Raw genomic sequence first — 19,716 nt, 5'->3', positions numbered from 1 at the left:
GCACTCGTCGTATTTGCTTCGCTTCTTACTCGTAAATTCGTTGCGGTGATTGTTCCTTTTTCTTCTGTACGATTATGAATTATCGCTGGCTTTTGAGTTTTAGGGACCACTACCTTTTGTTCTGCTTCTTCAAATTTTAAAAACTCTAAAGAAACGTAACCTTCTTTCCCTTTATACTCAATTTTTGCCCAGCCATTTGCTTTTCCTAAAACTGTTACTTTTTCATTTTTTGTAACATGTCCAACAATTGAATTTCCTAAGGCAGGGCTATTCCTTACATTTAAACGTGTCGCTGTAACAATACCAATTTCTTTTTGTTCACTATTAATTGTTGGTTTCTGTTTTGTTTCAACAATTGGATCTGACACTTTCATCTTTAAAAACTGTAAGGGGACATAGCCTTCTTTCCCATCATAAGAAATTTTAGCCCACTCTTTTTCTTTTCCTAAAACTTGTACAGTTGTCCCTTGCTTTACTTTTCCTATAACTTTACTTTGCGTTGTCGGTTGCTCACGTATATTTAAATTCGTTGCATTCACTGTCGCTAAATTTTCTTCTTGTGCAAAAGCATTTGTAGTAACGAAAGATGCTGCTGTTGCTATAAATGCCCCCGTTATAACCTGTTTTGTCGTTTGTTTCATCTGTTCACTTAGAATATAAACAATGTTATATTCTTCAACCCTCCCTTGCCAAAATCAAGTTTCACTTTATCTTAACACACCACCCCGCATTCATTTTTCAAATATACTTATCGTTTTTCCCAGCATACTCCTCTTAACGAATACTATCATTTTCTTTATTTGGTTTTTTTTGTATAAAATCTTTTCTACCATGAAATATTACAAAAGGATGTATTTTAGATGGAGTATTATTTGATATTTAGGAGGACACCCATGATAAAAATCACTACTTTAGCATTAGCACTATCTTTATCCTTTTTTAGCGGTCTAAGTAGCGGACATGCTGCGAAATACGAATTTCATAACCTTGACGTAAATGCAGTAGCTCAAGATGGAGATGATTCCCAAGGAGACAGCAATGGCTCTAAAGATGGCAATGGCTCTCAAGGCGGCAATGGCTCTCAAGGTGGTAACGGCTCTCAAGATGGCAATGGCTCTCAAGGNNCGGCTCTCAAGGTGGCGGCGACTCTCAAGGTGGCGGCGGCTCTCAAGGTGGTAATGGTTCTAAAGCTGGTAACGGCTCTCAAGGTGGCGGTGGCTCTCAAGGTGGCGGCGGCTCTCAAGGTGGCAATGGTTCTAAAGCTGGCAACGGCTCTCAAGGTGGCGGCGGTTCTCAAGGTGGTAATGGTTCTAAAGCTGGTAATGGCTCTCAAGGTGGCAATGGTTCTAAAGCTGGCAACGGCCCTCAAGGTGGTAATGTAAAAGGACAAGGTACTACCGAACAAGGTGGCAATGGTTCCAAAGCTGGCAACGGCTCTCAAGGTGGTAAAGTAAAAGGGCAAGGTACTACCGAACAAGGTGGTAAACTTCCTAATACTGCAACACACTATCCTGCAGCAATCTTAATGGGCATTACTACATTCCTCTTTGGAATCACACTATTTGTTCGTAGAAAAAGAGTAAAATAATTAAACTAAAATAACTCCATCTATAAAATGCATGATACAAATAGCTCAATTACAATATAAATGGACCTTCATCTCGAACTTTATAAATTCAAGATGAGGGTCCATTTTAAAATTTATACATTTTCCTTTTTCGAAATATTAGTGGTATTTACAGGCAAAAAATTCAGGTTACAACTACAAATGACCAAAATACTATTGTTAGAAAAGATGAAATCCCCCTAACTTGTTATCTATTTTATTTCATAGAGAACAAGTTATATTCAAGCTAATCTTATTAAGAAAATGGCATTGTCTGAAAATCAAAAAATTAATATGCCTTGCCCCAATACACCATATGTTCAGCTTTTTGGCCACAACATACGCACGCTTCTGCTAGTGATTCCTGCTCAAATGGTATACACCGTGAGGATACGCCTACTTCTTCTTTTAATTTTTCTTCACAAGCAAGGTCTCCGCACCACATTGCTTTCATGAACCCTTGTTTCTCATTAGCAGCTTGTTTCATTTCATCAAAAGTTGTAACGCTGTATGTGTTTGCATCGCGAAACGCTTTTGCTTTATGAAATAGAGAAACGTGGATTTCATTAAGTAGCGATGTAATACGTTCTTCTAATTGATCCATTGATACAAATTCTTTTTCCTTCGTATCGCGTCTAACAAGTACTACCTGATTTTTCTCTATATCTTTTGGACCAACTTCTAGGCGAATTGGAACGCCTTTCATTTCATACTCATTAAATTTCCAGCCTGGCGTTTTATTACTCGCATCTATTTTTACGCGCGCAACTTTTTGAATACGCTCTTGTAGGCCTGCTGCTTTTTCTAACACTCCTTCTTTATGCTGAGCGATTGGCACAATGATAACTTGTACTGGTGCTACTTTTGGTGGCATCACTAGTCCATTATTATCACTATGAACCATAATAAGTCCACCGATCATTCTTGTTGATACTCCCCAAGATGTTTGGTGTACGTATTGCCATTTTCCATTACGATCTAAAAATTTAATATCAAACGCTTCAGAGAAATTTGTACCGAAGTTATGGGATGTTCCTGTTTGAAGCGCTTTTCCATCATGCATTAAACTTTCAATTGTATATGTTGCCTTTGCTCCTGCGAACTTCTCTTTATCTGTTTTCTGTCCTTTAATAACTGGAATAGCTAAGTAATCTTCACAGAAAGAAGCATATAAATTCAAGATATTTAATGTTTCTTCTTGAGATTCTTCAGCCGTTTCATGAATGGTGTGACCTTCCTGCCATAAAAACTCAGTTGTGCGAAGAAATGGTCTCGTCGTTTTTTCCCAACGAACAACTGAACACCACTGATTATATAGCTTTGGTAAATCATTATAAGACTGGACAATTTTTGAAAAATGCTCGCAAAATAACGTTTCAGATGTTGGACGAACGCAAAGTCTTTCTGCTAATTTTTCATCTCCACCATGTGTAACCCATGCTACTTCAGGCGCAAATCCTTCTACATGATCCTTCTCTTTTTGCAGTAAGCTCTCTGGAATAAACATTGGCATATATACATTTTCATGACCAGATGCTTTTAATTTTTCATCCATCACTTTCTGTATATTTTCCCATAATGCATATCCGTATGGACGTAAAATCATACACCCTTTTACACTTGAATAATCAACAAGTTCCGCTTTCTTCACAATATCGGTATACCACTGAGCAAAGTCTTCTTCCATTTTCGTAATAGCTTGTACTTGTTCTTTTGCCATATTCGCTTCCTCCTTTAGAAAATAAAAAAAGCCCGTGTCCCCTAAATAGGGACCGAGCTTTTGCCGGCGTTACCACCCTGATTCATGCACAAAAATTGTGCATGCTCTCTTTTTGATAACGGGAACTTCCCGCTGCATATGCAGAACGCAAAGGTAGGTTCTATATCGCCTTTTTAAGAATCTTTCAGCCAATCGAATTCTCTCTCTGCAAAAAAGGTTGGATATGTACTAGTCCTTTTTCATCGTTATAACAAGATAAATTTGTTGAATATCATAATATAAATCCCATTGCAAAACAATAGTTAATTTTCTTATTTTTATATATTCTTTTCTAATTTAGATGAAATTTAAACATACGTTTTTCGAAAAAGTTTTACAATTTGATGAGCAATCATACCAATGAGTGTTCCCACTAAAACAAAGAAACATGCAATGCCGTATCCCATTCCATCCCAACCACCAATAGCAAAGATTGTAATCGGAAAGAATGCTAAACAAAGAAGAATTATAATAAGTGCAAATATAATATCAAGCGATTTCTTTGGAAATTGTTTCTTTAATAAAAATGAAACGGCAAATACAGCAAGAATTGTTATAGCCCCAATTATAAAAAACACTTCAAAACCATCCATCCCATTCCCTCCTTCCATGTATCTTTGTATAATCATTATATGTTTAAATATTCTAAAAATAAATAATAAACTTTTTATAAAAACAAGTTTTTATAACCAGGTATTAATAGTAATATATAATAATAGATTGTATAACAGGAGGTATACGCAATGGGAAAAGCATTAACGAATCATGTAATCATTTTATCTTTTGACTGTTTATCGGCATTAGATCTTCCTATATTACAAGAACTTCCTCATTTTCAGCCTTTCATAAAGCAAGGTGCAATTGCTAAGAAAGTAGAAGCTATTTATCCTTCTGTAACATATCCAAGTCATGCCACTATTGTAACTGGTAATTACCCTAACAAACATGGTGTTGTAAATAATACATTACTTCAGCCTGGAAGGGAATCACCGGATTGGCATTGGTATCGTCGTTCTATTAAAGGAACAACATTATATGACGAGGCACGAAAAGCAAATTTAACAACTGCCGCCCTATTGTGGCCAGTTACAGGAAGAGCAAAAATTGACTACAACTTACCAGAAATCTTCCCAAACAGACCGTGGCAAACTCAAGTGCTCGTTTCATTATTTAGTGGCAGTCCACTTTATCAACTAGATTTAAATCATCGCTTTGGTCATATTAGAAATGGATTATCACAACCTGAACTTGATGATTTCGTTCTCGCTTCTGCTGTATACACCATTCAAACAAAAAAGCCTAACGTTATGTTTGTACATTTTACAGATTTAGATACACAAAGGCACTATCATGGATTTTCTTCTAAGGAAACAGTCGCCGCTATTCACAGACACGATGAAAGACTAGGAAAAATAATTCAAGCATTGAAAGATAGTGAAATATACGAACAAAGTACAATTATTGCTCTCGGTGATCATAGTGCTCTAAGTGAAAATAAATCGATTCAATTAAACGTTCTTTTCCATCACAATGGACTTATTTCTGTAAATAAAAAAGGGAAATTAATAGATTGGCGCGCCTATTGTCAAAGTTGTGATGGTTCTGCCTACATACATGTAAAAGATAAGAATGATATCCAAACGATACAAACAGTCCAACACCTTCTTGAAGAACTTCTTCAAGATAAACAAAACGGAATTGAATTCATACTCCATGATGAAGATGCAAAAGAACGTGGAGCTGATGGAAACTGTCTTTTCATGCTTGAGGCAAGGGAAGGCTATTACTTTACTGAAAACTATACAGGCAACTTTATAAAAGAAATTACAGAAAAGGATGTAACTCCTAGTAAAAAATATACGTTTGGTACACATGGCTACTCTCCAACAAAACCAAACTATGAAACTATCTTCATGGCTGCCGGAAAAGGCATTCGTCAAGGTACAAGTATTCCATATATGCGTCTTATTGACGAAGGACCTACCATCGCTCGTTTACTCGGGCTACATCTTGGTGAAACCGATGGAACCGTAATAGAGGATTTACTTCAATTGTAAAGAAGTTTGTATCTATGTAAAAGTTACGTAAAACTTACCTCTGTTTCTCTTTTTTCTATTTTTATTTTTGTACACTAATATTAGAACGCCTAATAAGGAGGAACATTCTATGAAAAAAATGTCCAGACAAGAAAAAAGCTGGATATTGTATGACTGGGCCAATTCAGTATACTCGCTCGTCATTACAACTGCACTATTTCCTATCTACTTCAAAGCTGCAGCAAAAGAAGCAGGTCTATCTGGAGCAACTTCAACAGCTTTTTGGGGATATGCAAATTCTCTCTCGACACTTGTAATTTCGATTCTCGCTCCTATTCTCGGTACAATTGCCGATTATAAAGGATTTAAAAAACGTTTTTTCACATTCTTTTTTGGACTCGGTATTATATTTACAAGTATGCTAGCAGTTGTACCTACATCACAGTGGTATTTACTACTAGGCTGCTATATGCTCGCTTTGATTGGATTTGCTGGAGCAAATATTTTCTATGATGCATTTTTAGTAGATGTCACAACAGCAGATCGAATGGATCGTATTTCAACACGCGGATTTGCGCTAGGTTATATTGGAAGTACAATTCCTTTCATCGGCTGCATCGCCCTTATTATCCTGGCACAAAAAGGAGCCATTCCATTATCAGTTGGTATTGCTAGTCAAATTTCCTTTGCCATTACAGCTCTTTGGTGGGGATTATTTACGATTCCGATGCTCAAAAATGTGGAACAAACACATTATATTGAACGTCATCCAAAACCAATTACGATGAGCTTTAAGCGTTTAGTTCATACCTTTAAAAATATCCGTCAATATCGCACTGTCTTTTTATTTCTACTTGCTTATTTCTTCTACATTGACGGTGTCGATACAATTATTACAATGTCCACAGCTTATGGAACAGACCTTGGTATTAATGCAACAAACCTACTTGTTATCTTATTTGTAACACAAATTGTCGCTTGTCCATTCGCATTGCTATATGGAAAACTATCTGAAACGTTTAAAGGCAAAAAAATGCTATATGTCGGTATTATTATTTATATCATCATTTGCACATACGCTTATTTCTTAAAAACAACACTCGATTTTTGGATTTTAGCTATGCTAGTCGCAACTTCTCAAGGCGGAATTCAAGCGCTCAGCCGCTCGTATTTTGCTAAACTAGTACCGAAAGAATCCGCAAATGAATTCTTCGGTTTTTATAATATTTTTGGTAAGTTTGCAGCTATTATGGGGCCAGTTCTAGTCGGTGTAACAACCCAACTAACAGGAAAAACAAATGCTGGTGTACTAAGTATTATCGTTTTATTTATAATCGGTGGATTCATACTAACACGGGTACCGGAAAATGCTACCTCTGTTACACCGCCAGCTCCAAAATCGGAAACACTATAATAGAAAATGTCCCTTTCTGCATACAGAAAGGGACATTTTTATATGAATCTGTAAACGGTTTCCTTCTACTGCTTGTACAAAAATAATTGATCAACCGTTGTCCCTAACACTTCAGCTAAACGAAATGCCAGCGCTAAACTTGGATCGTATTTATTATTTTCAATTGCATTTATTGTCTGTCTTGATACTTTACATTTATCAGCCAATGCACCTTGTGAAATATTATTTTCAGTGCGTAATTCGTAAATTTGATTTTTCACATTTTTTCTCCTAACCTGTAAAATCGTTTTTACAACATCAGTATATATTTGGCCGATATCGTTGTCAAAAAATTCCCATACAAAAAAGGAGCATGAATCGCTCCTTTTCCAGCAGAACCACATCATCCATCTCCTATGCGAAAGAATCCGTAGCCTTCTTTTGGTCTGTCTCCTCTTCTTTTTCATTTATTTTCATATGTGAAATTGGTAAAATTGCAAGTAAAATAAGGGACATTGCGATACAAAACACAACAATAAGCGAAGTTAATTCTTTTAATCCCCCAGCTAATGAGTTTCCAATTAATAGCATTCCCATAAATAGTGGTAAAATCGTACCATTTACACGTCCTACCATATGCTCTGGTACGAGCTGAATCATAAGCGTTCCAACAACAATGTTCACAGCAGCTAAACAAATTCCCGTCCCAAATCGCATCAAACTTGTAATCCAAAATGATGTAGACAGTCCTTCCACAAGAAATGACATAGCCAATACAATCATACCAAACACAAACATTTTTTTCGGATGTACCTTTGAGGCAAAAACTGCCGCAACGATGCCTCCAATTAACATACCTATTCCATCAGCTGCTGCTAAATATTGAACAGCTTCCTTTTCCAACCCTAATCGTTCGATCACGAGAAATACTTCCAACGGATTTGTTAGTCCTACTGCCAGGCCAATAATGGAGAAAGTAATTGAAATCATACATAAATTTTTTGTTTGAAGGACATACAGCCATCCTTCTTTTATATCACTCAATAATGAAATATTTTTAGGTTTCTCTTTTTCTACCCACTTTGGTAAAAATGAAAGAGTAATAGCTGATAATATAAACAATCCAATTAAGCTATATAGTGAAGTAAACAGCCCTAGTTGCGTATACACAAGCGATCCTACAACTGGTCCGAAGATTATAAATAGAGACTGCAACGTTTGATTCACTGCAATTGCGTTTGCTACTTGTTTTTCTTCTACATAACGCTTAAATATGCGCGATGATGAAGGCTGAGAAAATTGTCCAACAATCGCTGAAACAAGCGCTGCAAAAAATATAGCCTGCCAATAATCCATTTTTAACAAGAAAACAATCCCAATAATAGATACCACACTCAGCATATCTCCTGCTACCATCGTTCTCTTCGGATTCCAGCGATCCGCTAGCGCACCACCAATGAATGAAAAAATAAAAATAGGCGCGTATTCCATAACAGATAATAATGAAACTGAAACGGGATCATTATTTGTCCGCTCCATAACGAAATACAAAAGTGCCATATTTCGAATCCAAATCGCAAACTGCTGTAAAATATCAGATGTCATAACAAGCATAAATGCTCGATTTTTAAGTAAATCTTTCATGTTATTCCCCCTTTTTATAAACCGACCGTTCAGTCTATTTCAATATGAAAGAAAAGCTGCTGATTTATGATTCAGCTGCCAATCCTTGTAACAATACATCAATTGCTTTCTTATAAATACGCTTCATTTCTGTAGGATCTAACTCGTAATACAGTACGCCTAATCCCGATAGTAAACCATTTACAATATACATCAAATCACGAATATCTCCTTGACGGAATTCACCAGATTTGATTCCTTCTTCGATGAGTTTCTCAAAAACACCATATGAAGCTCTTGCTAAAACAAGCATTTCATCTAAAATCTCTTTACCTACAACTTGACTCATCGAGAACTCTTCTACTGCACTGAATATGGGTTGTTGTATATCTTCCACATGATACTCTGCAAGCCCATATAATTTTTCTGTACTTGTATGATACTGCTTTTCTTTTTCATTCCATTTTTCAAGCCAATCATACGTATGTTGTTTAACTACGAATAAAAATAATTCTTCCTTACTTTTAAAGTGATAATAAATACTTCCTTTACTACGCTTTGTAATTTCACAAATCTCTTCCATAGATGTTGCCGCGTATCCCTTTTGTGAAAATAACTCTTCCGCTTGATACGCTATCTCTTTTTTGATTTCTTCTGCACTTTTTCTCATGTTCACACCTCACATAAAGTGAAACTTTAATCAGTGGGGGTTTTCTTCATCCCTCACTAATTATTAGCCCTCACCAATCGGGCTTTTACGGGCAGTTTATCTCTCGCCCAATTTTGAGGTGGGATTATTACTGCCCGTTAACGCGGATAAACCGACCGTTCAGTCTAATATTAACAAATATAAAACCTCTTTTACAAGAGGCAATATTCCTTATTTAGGAAAAAGTATTTTCAAACCATGTTCGAAGTGTATGAATCACTCCAATTTTCAAACCAAGTTTAACAAGAAATACGCCACCTGCAATTGCTAAAAATAAAGCTACCTTTCCCTTATTTTTGACTTTCGGCTTTTTCTCCATGTGCATTCCCCTTATAACATCATATATTCCTGATTTATCAATACAATACTCTTAAACAAACGTTTGATTAGCTGGTTTTATGCGCGTTCAAGCCAACTAATCAAACGTTTGTTTAAAAAGATATACGCCCATAAAGGGCGCATTTTTTTAATCTCCCCCGCCGCCTCCGCAGCTACCACCATCACCGCCCGAAGAACCACTGTCGCCCCAAAAAGAACTTCCGCAATCATTTGAGTTATCAGAACCCGCAAAGAAAAATGGGGTAGAGGTAGTAGTTGTCGTACTATCACCATTACCTGTTTTATAAAGATTTACTTTTCGTTTATTTCCTCTAATTGATTTGACAATCATTCCGATGAAAACTAAAAATAATAATGCCGCTATCACAAAACCCATATAAACCCCTCCTTTATTCTTCTAGTAATTGTAATAATCGTTCTATCTTCTCTAAGGAAATAAATCGTGACTCGCGCAGTATCTCTTTCCCTTCATGAAATAATAAAACGGTTGGCCCTGTAAATACTAAATACTCTGCTGCAATTTTTTTCATATCCTGTAGTGAAATTACAATATTTTCTATACCTTGGTATTGTTCTAATAAGTGATTTACTTTCTGTAACATCACATCACAAACACCACAATTTTCCGTTTTGATGAATAAAAGCACTACATCTTTTGCTTTAATATATGCTACTAATTCTTCTATCGTTTGAAATTTTCTCATGTTATTCTATCCCTCTTAACGCAATTTACGAAACATTTGATCTTGGTACATACGAAATGCTGAATTTCCTTTTATTTTTCGCTTCTCCATTAGTTGTTGAAATCGGAGAGTTTTTGCTGTTAACTCCTCTTTTAGTTGTGCTCGTTCTGTTTCATCGTAACAACAAACGATTAAATCTTCTATTTTCAATATATCCTTTTGTAATTCCATTTCTACTGGAATCATTCTAGCATTTTTCAAAATTTTATAGCTCATCCTAAGATCCGGGGGTACCATCGAAAGGTCTTCTAATTGTAGCGGTTTTCCCTTACCAGGAATATCATCAAGATCACCCTTATTGATTGCTTGACGAATTCTTTCTTCAGCAATACTTAAGAAAACATCCATTCCGTAACCTCCCTTACATATTTTTACTATTATTTTACATGAAAAACTTATATGATACCATAATATGGTGTATGAAAAATAAACTTCCAAAATATAAAATGCGGTGCCTCTTACAATAGAGCCACCGCATTTCATCAATCTTTCTTCAATTTTCTTGCAATCCCATTTCCTAAAGATTGTAATCCTTGGACAAGAATAATTAAGATAAAAACCGTTGCATACATTACTTCTGGTTCATAACGTAAATGTCCAAAACGATAAGCTAAATCACCAAGGCCACCAGCTCCTACAAGACCAGCCATCGCTGTTGCACCTATTAATCCAATCGTCGCAATTGTAAGTCCTAATACAAGGGATGGACGCGCTTCTTTCACCATAACATGCCAAATAATCTTTACTGTAGAAACTCCCATCGCTTGATATGCCTCAATTACACCACGATCCACTTCTAGTAACGCCGTTTCCATTAAGCGTGCGATATAAGGAGCTGTAAACACAACAAGCGGTACAATAACACCTTTCACACCAATTGACGTTCCCATCAGCAGCTTCGTAAAAGGTAAAATGAAGAATAGTAGAATAATAAATGGAAGAGAACGAATCACATTAATAATCGTATTCAAAATGGGGTATACAATTTTATTCTCATGTTGCCCACCAGGTCTTGTTAACACAAGTGTGACGCCAAGTGGCAATGCAATGATAACTGATATAAGTAGTGAAATGGATGTCATTTGAAATGTTTGAATCGTCGCTTCCCATATCATCTTACTCCATTCATCCCAAAAGGACTTGCTTCCCATACTCTTCCTCTCCTCCTTCTACGATAATTCCTTGTTCCCTTAAAAACGTTAAAGCCCGTTTTACCTCGTGCTTTTCACCTTGCATATGAACAACGAGTTTACCATATGATTCTGATTTCAGTTGTGTAATATTTCCTGATAAAATGTTCGGATATACTTGAAATCGCTTCGTAGCAACAGCAAGTGCCGGTTCTCCTGAAGAGTTTCCGATAAAGGACAACGTTACAATTTCACCAGTATTTTTTAGTTCTTTCTGTATTTCCTCTGGAATCTTAACCGCTAAAGCACTATTCACAAATTTTTTCGTTGTTTTATGTTGTGGGTTTGTAAAAATCTCTTTCACTGTTCCACTTTCTGCGATAGCGCCCTTTTCCATCACAGCAACTCGATCACATATGCGCTGAATGACGTTCATTTCATGTGTAATGAGTAAAATCGTAATCCCAATTTTCTCATTAATTTCTAGTAACAGATCTAAAATCGACTCCGTTGTTTCTGGATCTAACGCGCTCGTCGCTTCATCACTTAACAACGCTTCTGGTTCATAAGATAACGCACGCGCAATTGCAACACGCTGTTTTTGTCCACCAGAAAGCTCGCTTGGATACGCATCTTTTCTATCAAACAGATCAACAATACGTAAATACTTTTCTACTCTTTTTGCAATTTCTGTTTTTGAAATCCCAGCTAATCGCAAAGGCAGTGCAATATTTTCATAAACATTAACTGTTTTCAACAAGTTAAACCCTTGAAAAATCATCCCGATTTTTTGTCTCGCCTTCGCCAACTCTTTTGACGATAACGTCGTTAAATCTTTTTCATTTACAATGATATTACCTGTTGTTGGTTTTTCTAATAAGTTTACACAGCGGATTAATGTACTCTTACCAGCACCGCTATATCCAATGATTCCAAATACTTCCCCCTTCTCTACTTTCAGAGAAGTTGGTTTCAGAGCTTCTACCTTACCTTTTTGTGTTGTAAATACTTTAGAAACATTCTTCAATTCAATCATGATAATCAGCTCCTACCAAGACGGTAAAACAGAACCATCGAATTTCTTCTCAATAAACTCTTTTACTTCTTTAGACTGATACGCTTTTTTCAACTTTTTCACAACCGCATCATCTTTATTTTCTGTACGAACAACTACCCAGTTCACATATGGTGAATCTTTTCCTTCGCGGAAAATAGAATCTTTAGCTGGACTTAACTTTGCACCTAATGCAAAGTTTGTATTAATTGCTGCAGCTTTCACTTCTCCTAATTGTGTTGGTAATTGTGACGCCTCTAACTCAACAATTTTCAAATTCTTCGGATTCTCAATAACATCTTTTGCAGTTGCTTTTTCTGTTGCTTTCGGATCAACTTTTAAAACACCTGCTTTTTCAAATAGCTTTAATGCTCGAAGTTCATTCGTTGGATCATTTGGTACAGCAATCGCATCTCCATCTTTTAACTCTTTTACATCTTTTAAACTTTTAGAATATACTCCCATCGGGAATGTGACCGTTGAAAATACTTCTGTCAATTTCAGATTACGTTCTGCTTTAAATACATCTAAATAAGACTTCGTTTGATAACTATTTACGTCAATGCTTTTTTCATCTAACGATACATTCGGCGCTACATAATCATTAAATACTTTTATGTCGACTTGCACCCCATCTTTTGCTGCTACTTCTTTTACTTTTTCAAAAATTTGTTCATGTGGCCCCCCAGTCACACCAACTGTAATTTTTTTCTCATCTAGCGCTTTTGCCTCCTTACCCGAATCAGCACTACATGTCCCTAATAACAAGACCGCTCCACAAGAAATACTTAATAATAGTTTTTTCATATACAATTTCCCCCCACATATATTCTCTCTCTTCAAACAAAAAACACCTCTCAAATAAGAGAGGTGTCGAATAAACAAAATAGGCTCCTCTCTTATCTTCCAAAACGAAAATCGTTTTGCAGGAATTAGCACCTTAGCTTATTATTCATAAGCTCGGTTGCCGGGCATCATAGGGCCAGTCCCTCCGCCTCTCTGGATAAGAGTATTTGTATGTATTTGTTCAAAAGTTATGGTACTAATAGTAAATCTTACAAAAAATTTTGTCAATGCTATTTTTCTGAATATATTTTATTTTTATCTTGAAACATCTTAGAAAGAATGAGCCATCACTATGTACAAAGTATGCGCATCATTACTATACTAAGTAACAGCACATATACGAAAAGAGGTTACATTTTATGAATGAATCATCATCTATACAAGCCCTGCTCCTATCTCAAATAGAAAAACTATCTCAAGCCTTTCATTACGATTTTTTATATGAAGAGGATCAAAAAGGAACACTATGCCAAATCCTTTTACGCGACGATAATGGCTCTATCGCAGCAACACCACTTAGTTTTCATATGTTGGTAAACGAGGGCACTGGGAAAGGTGAACTTATTTTTTATCACGAACATGGTGAGTTTCATCGTCAAAAATTTGATATTTATACAGAAGACAGCATCGTTAAGTTGCTGTTGTTCATTCAAGAACGTTTGCAAGTCAATCAATGAAAATAATGAAAGCAGCCACAAAAAGTGGCTGCTTTCATTTTATACTCCTAAATAACTTTCCCTCTTATTTTTCAGTACGATCCATTTCCTCTAAATTCCAAACTCGTGTCACCCAAGACTCGTAAAAAGAGGGTTCATGAGAAACGAGTAAAATTGTTCCTTGATAATTTTGCAAAGCTTCTCCTAATGCTTCTTTCGCATGCACATCTAAATGATTCGTTGGCTCATCTAAAATTAATACATTACTTCGCTTTAACATAAGTTCACATAAGCGTACCTTCGTCTGTTCTCCACCACTTAGTAAGTGAAGCGGCTGCCGAATATGCTCTTCTTTTAAACCACATCTCGCTAAAGATTGCCGGATTTCTTTTTGCGTCATATCCGAACGCCCTGACCATACTTGTTCAAGCGGAGTAATTTCTTTCGCAAATTCTTCTTGTGCAAAATATGCGGGCTGTACTCGTTCTCCAATACTTACCGTTCCACTTAATGGTTTTAATTGCCCTAGTAATGTTTTTAACATTGTTGTTTTTCCAATTCCATTATGACCAACAATTGCGATCTTCTCGCCCCTTTTCACTTGTAAATTAAGGGATGTAAACAATGGTTCTGCATAACCAATCTGGATTTGCTGCGCTTGTAATATACGGCTCACAGGCTCATTGTGAACTTGAAAATGAAAACGCGGCCGCGGCGCATCATTAGGCTTTCCAACCTTTTTCATTTTCTCCAATACCTTTTCGCGGCTTTTTGCTTGCTTTGCTTTTCGGATTTTATTTTTTTGAATAAAACCCTCTAAATTTGCAATTTCCTTTTGCTGCCTTGTATAAGCTGCTTGTAATTGTTGTTTTTGAAGTTGATAGCTTTCTAAAAAGCTTTCATAATTCCCCGCATAGCGCTTTATTGTTTGCCCTTCTAAATGATAAATCACATTCGTAATACTGTTTAAAAATGATTCATCATGTGAAACGACAATATAAGCATGCTCATACGTTTGTAAATATGCTCGTAGCCAATCAATATGAAGCGTATCTAAATAATTTGTTGGCTCATCTAGCAATAAAATGTGTGGCTTTTCTAAAAGAAGCTTCCCGAGTAATAACTTTGTACGCTGGCCACCACTTAATTTTGAAACATCTTTTTTCATCCCTAAATCTAACAAGCCTAAACCAGCTGCTACTTCTTCTATTTTTGTATGAAGTTGATAAAAATCTGAACCTTCTAGTACACTTTGTAATTTTCCATATTGCGTTAATAGCTTCTCTAAGTCCGTTTCTTTGGCCATCTTTTCAGCAATATTCATCATTTCACGTTCAATCATATACAGGTGAGAAAAAGCACTTTGTAAATATTCTTCAATCGTTGTCCCTTCTTGTAAATCAATATGCTGCTGTAAAAAACCGACCTTCACATGTGGAAACCATTCAATTGTTCCCCCATCAGGTAAAATCTCTCCTGCTAAAAGACGAAGCAATGTAGATTTCCCTGCACCATTACTTCCTACAAGCCCAACGTGATCACCTTGTAATAACCGAAAGCAAGCACTATATAAAATGGTTTTATCTCCATACGTATGTGTAAGTTTTTCTACTGTTAATACACTCATTTTTGTTCTCTCCTTTTCTTTATCACTAACAAGCCAAATAGAGAGAACAGCAAAATAAAGATCTTATTTAATTGTGTATACATGAAAAATGGGTAAGGTGAACACACCTTACCCATTACAAAATATTATTGTAAAAAAGGATTAAGGTTCTTTACCTGCTGTCTTCAATTTGGCTTACACTTTAAAAATGGGCAGACTTCTCCCATATCAAGCTAAAACCATTTGAAGAACAGTTGATAAAGTCATCTTATCCTTTCACTCCTTTATAAATCATTATCGTCTTATAATAAGCATGTACCATGCTCTTATATTTTATTCGTTATCAATCTGTTTGTTCCTCTTTTTCACAAAAGATTTCTTCATACATTTTTTCCATTGCATAAGGACTTGTAAATTCTAAAGTTAACGATTTCCACATATAAATTCGTCTTTGTAATTCCATACCATATTCTGTACTCACGATCCTCTTTAACTCTGGAGTATGCACTTCTTCCTCAAACTGCTTTACTGACTTCTGTTCACCTGTTGAATAATCTGTCAAACAGCCAATAACTCCTCGACCATGCTCTTGTGATTTCTCTTCTAAATCAAACAGAATCGTATGTATACATCCTGTAACAAGGAACACTTCCCGCTGAAGATTTCCTCTTGCCTGCTTATGCATAATACGATAAAAAGCATTCTTCAATTCATAAAAGGAAACCCTCGTATCAAATTCATCATAGTTTTTACGAAGCAACATGATTTTGGCTAGTTCCGCTCTTGCATCCATACTTTTCAATAAATCTGTTACTAACGATATTGCATGTTCCACATATTCCAGTCGAATCATAGAATCCGTCAGTTCATCGAATACCTTTTCAAATTTCCCTACTAAAAAATTCCCCGTGAATTCTGGCGTTTCTTCTAAAAATTCTTCACGTAATTTCATCAAATGTGTTAATCTTTCCACTTCTTCATCTGTTATATCAGAATCTTCTTCTAAACCAAGCTGCATGATGCTAATCTTGGTCTTTAATTGTAACTTTATCTTTTCTACATTATCTGCGTTTAACTCATCTACCATTTGTCGAATCGTTTTATTCATCATATCTCCTCCACACAAAAAACCTCTCAACAATTATTATACCAAAAATTGTTAAGAGGCTTTTGTTACTTCCGCATATAAGGAGCTAATATTTCTAAAATCTTCGCTTTATCTTCTTTCAGTTCAAGTGATGTCAACATATCCATTGTGCGAGGACGTGGTAAATTCACACGCACTTCACCAATAACCGTCGCTGGCCTTTGCGATAGAATAAATACCCGGTCGGATAATAAAATTGCTTCATCCAAGTCATGTGTTACCATTACGATTGTTTGTTTCTCTTGATGCCATGAATCTAAAAGCCAACGATGCACTTCCATTTTTGTAAATGCATCGAGTTTACCAAATGGTTCATCAAGTAGCATAATTGGTTTTTCACACAAATACGTACGAAGGAAACTAATGCGCTGACGCATACCACCGGATAATGCATCTGGGTAATGATTTGCATATTCAGCTAGACCAAACTGCTTCAAAGCTTCCATTCCATTTGCCAATCGCTCTTTCTTTGGCTTTCCATCAATTTCTAATGGAAGAACAATATTTTGCAGCGCTGAGCGCCACGGAAGCAACAGATCTTGCTGCGGCATATAACTTACAATATCCTGCTTTTGAACGAGAGTATCGTTGTAAATTACCTCACCACTCGTCGCCTCTTCAACACTCGCAATCAGATTTAATAACGTACTTTTCCCGCAACCACTTGGGCCTACAAATGAGACAAACTCACCTTCTTGTATAGAAGCACTAATCTTTTCTAGTACATTTTTTCCATCAAACGCTTTTACAACATCTTTTATTTGTAATCCGTTCATTTTTCACTTGGAAGGAATTCATTTGTAAAGGCATCTTTCACATCAATTTTCTTTTTAATAACTTTGTTATCATATAAGAAATTCATGTAATTCGTCCAAACTTCTTCCTTCTGCACTCCCCATGCTTTCGCATCGTCTTGATACTTTGTGCTTAGCCACTTTTGGCTCTCTTGTACTAGTTCTTTATTAATATCTGGTACATTTTTAATTAAAATATCAGCCGCTTCTTTTGGCTCTTTAATTGCAAAATTATATCCTTCTGCTGTTGCATTCATGAATTTTTTCACAAAGTCTTTATCATTTTTCGTATGTTTTTCACTTGTAATAATGACTGGGCTATAAAAATCTAATGCTGGATCTAAGTCTTTTACCATAATTGTATTTAATTCTTTTCCTTGGCGTTTCGCTTCGATACCATCCCAGCCATAATAAATCCATTCAAAATCTGCATCTCTACCAATTGATTTAAAGAAATCAGTTTGTCCAAGAACAATCTTTTCTACTTTACTAAAGTCAGCTTGATGTTTATCCATAATTGTTTTTAACGTCGCTTCTTCTGCTGGTGCTCCCCAGCCTCCATAACGTTTTCCTTCAAAATCTTTTGGAGAAGTAATATTGTCTTTTTTCAACGATGCAAATGCAGATGTATTATGTTGAATAATTGCCCCAATTGAAACGACCGGAATTCCTTCAACGCGAGCTGATGTTACATTTTCTTGATAACTTACACCGAAGTCCGCTTTTCCTGATGCAATCATTTGCTCCGCTGATACATTATCACCTGGTTGAATAATTTCTACATCTAACCCTTGCTTTTTATAGTAGTCTTTCGTCTTCGCTACATATAAACCAGTATGGTTCGTATTTGGAAACCAATCTAAAACAACTTTTACTTTCTTTTCTTTATCTGTACTCTCTTCTTTCTTCGCTGCATTACAACCGACCACGCCCACAGCTAACAACGCTGCTAGCATAACTTTTAAACCTTTTTTCATTTTTTATCGTCCTTTCTATAGATCCATGGTGCTGTTAGTCTTGCCATAAATTCTACGATAAAATACAAAAGTAATGTCACCATTACGATAATCGCTGCGATACCAAATACACGAGCTGTTAAAAAGGATTTTGTTGCACGCGTAAGCATAACGCCTAACCCTTCACTCGCACCGAGCCATTCTCCAATAATGGCTCCCATTACGCTATATGTAACCGCAATTTTCAAACCCGAGAAAAAGTACGGGAGCACGGCTGGAAACTTTACCTTTTGATAGACTTGCCATTTCGTCGCACGCATTGTTTGTAATAGCTTCAACATATTCTTATCCACAGTTTGAAAACCTTCTAAAATACTAAGGGCAATTGGAAAGAAACAAACAAGAATCACGACCATTACCTTTGGCAGCATCCCATAGCCAAACCAAATAATGAATAAAGGTGCTAGTACAACAATTGGTATCGTTTGTGATATTACGAGTAACGGATTAATTAAAATGCGAAATAGCGGAATAACGTCCATAATAATTGCAATACTCGTTCCAAGTAAAATCGCAAAGAATAGCCCGATAATAACTTCTTGTAATGTTTGCATTGTATTTGGTAACAATAAATCTTTCATTCCAATTAGCTCTTGAACAATCGTAGAAGGTTTTGGCAAAATCCACGGTTCAATTTGAAATAATGAAACAGACCCTTCCCATATAGCAATGAGAAGGATAAGCCAAATCGTTGTAATTGTTATGTTAGATCGTTTCTGGTTTTTCATATTCATCACGGTACTTCCAAACTTTCTCATCAATCGTTACACCCGTACTTGGACGATAATGAATTTTAATAGAAGTAATCACTTCTTCTGCTCCAGCATCGACACAAGCTTGTTGCGCACGCTTAATAACATCAAGAAGCACATCTAATTCTCCTTCCAGCGTTGTTTCCATTGCACCTACTTCATAGCGAACACCAGATTGTTGTACGACTTCAATTGCCTTATCAACAACGGAATATACATCTTTGTTTTTCGCTTGTGGTACAACTGAAAATGAAATAGTAACTTGTTGTGACATACTAAAATCCCCCTTGCAAAATGTTGTGTAAAAAAGAAAAGGCTTTCCTGCAAAATACGCAGGAAAGCCTTGTATGCAAGTTATTATACAATAACATGTGCTTACATCACTTTAAGTAACTCCCTACGCTGGCATTATCCAGATCAGGTTGAGGGTCGATGCTTTCTTACATCCTCTCAGCCAATTGGCTCCCCGGTCTTAATTCGTTTTCATTGTAGCATGATTTATTTTTT

At 36.1% G+C, this 19,716-nt stretch carries 23 protein-coding genes, 2 riboswitches and 1 other annotated feature; of the genes, 4 read left to right on the top strand and 19 right to left on the bottom strand.

Annotated features, from left to right (window positions below; all coding sequences use genetic code 11):
• The coding region (locus tag CN373_RS21090; RefSeq protein WP_165770983.1) for an SH3 domain-containing protein at positions 1-641 on the bottom strand (641 nt) is incomplete at its 3' end.
• An 884-nt stretch (positions 642-1,525) separates the two neighbouring features.
• On the opposite strand from CN373_RS21090, the gene CN373_RS26230 reads away from it, so the two are divergent.
• Entirely contained in the window at positions 1,526-1,588 is a 63-nt protein-coding gene (locus CN373_RS26230; RefSeq protein WP_430794194.1) for a hypothetical protein, read from the top strand.
• 307 nt (positions 1,589-1,895) lie between these two features.
• On the opposite strand, the gene proS is transcribed toward CN373_RS26230, so the two are convergent.
• Positions 1,896-3,326: a proline--tRNA ligase gene (gene proS, locus CN373_RS21080; protein WP_098360102.1), complete on the bottom strand. Its 1,431-nt coding sequence runs from the start codon at positions 3,324-3,326 to the stop codon at positions 1,896-1,898.
• Between the two features lie 44 nt (positions 3,327-3,370).
• Positions 3,371-3,578, bottom strand: a binding site (T-box leader).
• Positions 3,579-3,673: 95 nt separating this feature from the next.
• Positions 3,674-3,958 (bottom strand): YesK-like family protein, encoded by a 285-nt coding sequence (locus CN373_RS21075; protein WP_000348601.1) that lies wholly within the window; start codon positions 3,956-3,958, stop codon positions 3,674-3,676.
• Between the two features lie 150 nt (positions 3,959-4,108).
• Between CN373_RS21075 and CN373_RS21070 the strand changes: the two genes are divergently transcribed.
• Both CN373_RS21070 and CN373_RS21065 read left to right on the top strand, forming a co-directional pair.
• Positions 4,109-5,422, top strand: coding sequence for an ectonucleotide pyrophosphatase/phosphodiesterase (locus CN373_RS21070; RefSeq protein WP_000513579.1), 1,314 nt, complete (start codon positions 4,109-4,111; stop codon positions 5,420-5,422).
• Positions 5,423-5,531: 109 nt separating this feature from the next.
• Positions 5,532-6,815 (top strand): MFS transporter, encoded by a 1,284-nt coding sequence (locus tag CN373_RS21065; protein ID WP_098360101.1) that lies wholly within the window; start codon positions 5,532-5,534, stop codon positions 6,813-6,815.
• Between the two features lie 65 nt (positions 6,816-6,880).
• On the opposite strand, the gene CN373_RS21060 is transcribed toward CN373_RS21065, so the two are convergent.
• From CN373_RS21060 to CN373_RS21015, 10 genes are all read right to left on the bottom strand, one after another.
• Entirely contained in the window at positions 6,881-7,132 is a 252-nt protein-coding gene (locus CN373_RS21060) for a helix-turn-helix transcriptional regulator (RefSeq protein WP_098360104.1), read from the bottom strand.
• 76 nt (positions 7,133-7,208) lie between these two features.
• Positions 7,209-8,438, bottom strand: coding sequence for an MFS transporter (locus CN373_RS21055; protein WP_098360100.1), 1,230 nt, complete (start codon positions 8,436-8,438; stop codon positions 7,209-7,211).
• Between the two features lie 64 nt (positions 8,439-8,502).
• Positions 8,503-9,087 (bottom strand): TetR/AcrR family transcriptional regulator, encoded by a 585-nt coding sequence (locus tag CN373_RS21050; protein WP_098360099.1) that lies wholly within the window; start codon positions 9,085-9,087, stop codon positions 8,503-8,505.
• A gap of 214 nt (positions 9,088-9,301) precedes the next feature.
• Positions 9,302-9,445, bottom strand: a complete 144-nt coding sequence (locus CN373_RS21045) for a histidine kinase (protein ID WP_098360098.1) — start codon at positions 9,443-9,445, stop codon at positions 9,302-9,304.
• 147 nt (positions 9,446-9,592) lie between these two features.
• Positions 9,593-9,841 (bottom strand): hypothetical protein, encoded by a 249-nt coding sequence (locus CN373_RS21040; protein WP_000508123.1) that lies wholly within the window; start codon positions 9,839-9,841, stop codon positions 9,593-9,595.
• A gap of 13 nt (positions 9,842-9,854) precedes the next feature.
• Positions 9,855-10,169, bottom strand: a complete 315-nt coding sequence (locus tag CN373_RS21035; protein ID WP_098360097.1) for a thioredoxin family protein — start codon at positions 10,167-10,169, stop codon at positions 9,855-9,857.
• 15 nt (positions 10,170-10,184) lie between these two features.
• Positions 10,185-10,556 (bottom strand): DUF1992 domain-containing protein, encoded by a 372-nt coding sequence (locus CN373_RS21030; protein ID WP_098360096.1) that lies wholly within the window; start codon positions 10,554-10,556, stop codon positions 10,185-10,187.
• Between the two features lie 134 nt (positions 10,557-10,690).
• Complete coding sequence (locus tag CN373_RS21025) at positions 10,691-11,359, bottom strand: methionine ABC transporter permease (protein WP_000534990.1); 669 nt, start codon at positions 11,357-11,359, stop codon at positions 10,691-10,693.
• The gene (locus tag CN373_RS21020) at positions 11,334-12,374 is read right to left on the bottom strand and encodes a methionine ABC transporter ATP-binding protein (protein ID WP_098360095.1); all 1,041 of its coding nucleotides are present in this window, start codon (positions 12,372-12,374) and stop codon (positions 11,334-11,336) included. The genes CN373_RS21025 and CN373_RS21020 overlap by 26 nt, the downstream gene beginning before the upstream one ends.
• A gap of 12 nt (positions 12,375-12,386) precedes the next feature.
• The gene (locus CN373_RS21015) at positions 12,387-13,199 is read right to left on the bottom strand and encodes a MetQ/NlpA family ABC transporter substrate-binding protein (protein WP_098360094.1); all 813 of its coding nucleotides are present in this window, start codon (positions 13,197-13,199) and stop codon (positions 12,387-12,389) included.
• An 89-nt stretch (positions 13,200-13,288) separates the two neighbouring features.
• Positions 13,289-13,402: riboswitch (SAM riboswitch) on the bottom strand.
• 195 nt (positions 13,403-13,597) lie between these two features.
• Here CN373_RS21015 and CN373_RS21010 point away from each other — a divergent pair.
• Complete coding sequence (locus tag CN373_RS21010; protein ID WP_001005917.1) at positions 13,598-13,915, top strand: hypothetical protein; 318 nt, start codon at positions 13,598-13,600, stop codon at positions 13,913-13,915.
• A gap of 64 nt (positions 13,916-13,979) precedes the next feature.
• On the opposite strand, the gene CN373_RS21005 is transcribed toward CN373_RS21010, so the two are convergent.
• The 6 genes from CN373_RS21005 to CN373_RS20980 form a co-directional block, all read right to left on the bottom strand.
• Entirely contained in the window at positions 13,980-15,521 is a 1,542-nt protein-coding gene (locus CN373_RS21005; protein ID WP_000115128.1) for an ABC-F family ATP-binding cassette domain-containing protein, read from the bottom strand.
• A 322-nt stretch (positions 15,522-15,843) separates the two neighbouring features.
• A complete protein-coding gene (locus CN373_RS21000; protein WP_098360093.1) occupies positions 15,844-16,608 on the bottom strand; it encodes a hypothetical protein in 765 nt (254 codons plus the stop codon).
• 65 nt (positions 16,609-16,673) lie between these two features.
• Complete coding sequence (locus CN373_RS20995) at positions 16,674-17,423, bottom strand: ABC transporter ATP-binding protein (protein ID WP_001013842.1); 750 nt, start codon at positions 17,421-17,423, stop codon at positions 16,674-16,676.
• Complete coding sequence (locus CN373_RS20990) at positions 17,420-18,418, bottom strand: ABC transporter substrate-binding protein (RefSeq protein WP_098360092.1); 999 nt, start codon at positions 18,416-18,418, stop codon at positions 17,420-17,422. The genes CN373_RS20995 and CN373_RS20990 overlap by 4 nt, the downstream gene beginning before the upstream one ends.
• A complete protein-coding gene (locus tag CN373_RS20985) occupies positions 18,415-19,191 on the bottom strand; it encodes an ABC transporter permease (protein WP_001056414.1) in 777 nt (258 codons plus the stop codon). Before CN373_RS20985 ends, CN373_RS20990 begins: the two co-directional genes overlap by 4 nt.
• Positions 19,163-19,483, bottom strand: a complete 321-nt coding sequence (locus CN373_RS20980) for an MTH1187 family thiamine-binding protein (RefSeq protein WP_000082899.1) — start codon at positions 19,481-19,483, stop codon at positions 19,163-19,165. The genes CN373_RS20985 and CN373_RS20980 overlap by 29 nt, the downstream gene beginning before the upstream one ends.
• Before the next feature lie 103 nt (positions 19,484-19,586).
• A riboswitch (TPP riboswitch) is annotated at positions 19,587-19,688 on the bottom strand.
• Positions 19,689-19,716 lie beyond the last annotated feature (28 nt).

This window comes from Bacillus cereus (genome assembly GCF_002561295.1).
GTDB classification, from domain to species: domain Bacteria; phylum Bacillota; class Bacilli; order Bacillales; family Bacillaceae_G; genus Bacillus_A; species Bacillus_A cereus_S.
This window is presented reverse-complemented; position numbering and strand designations above follow the sequence as displayed.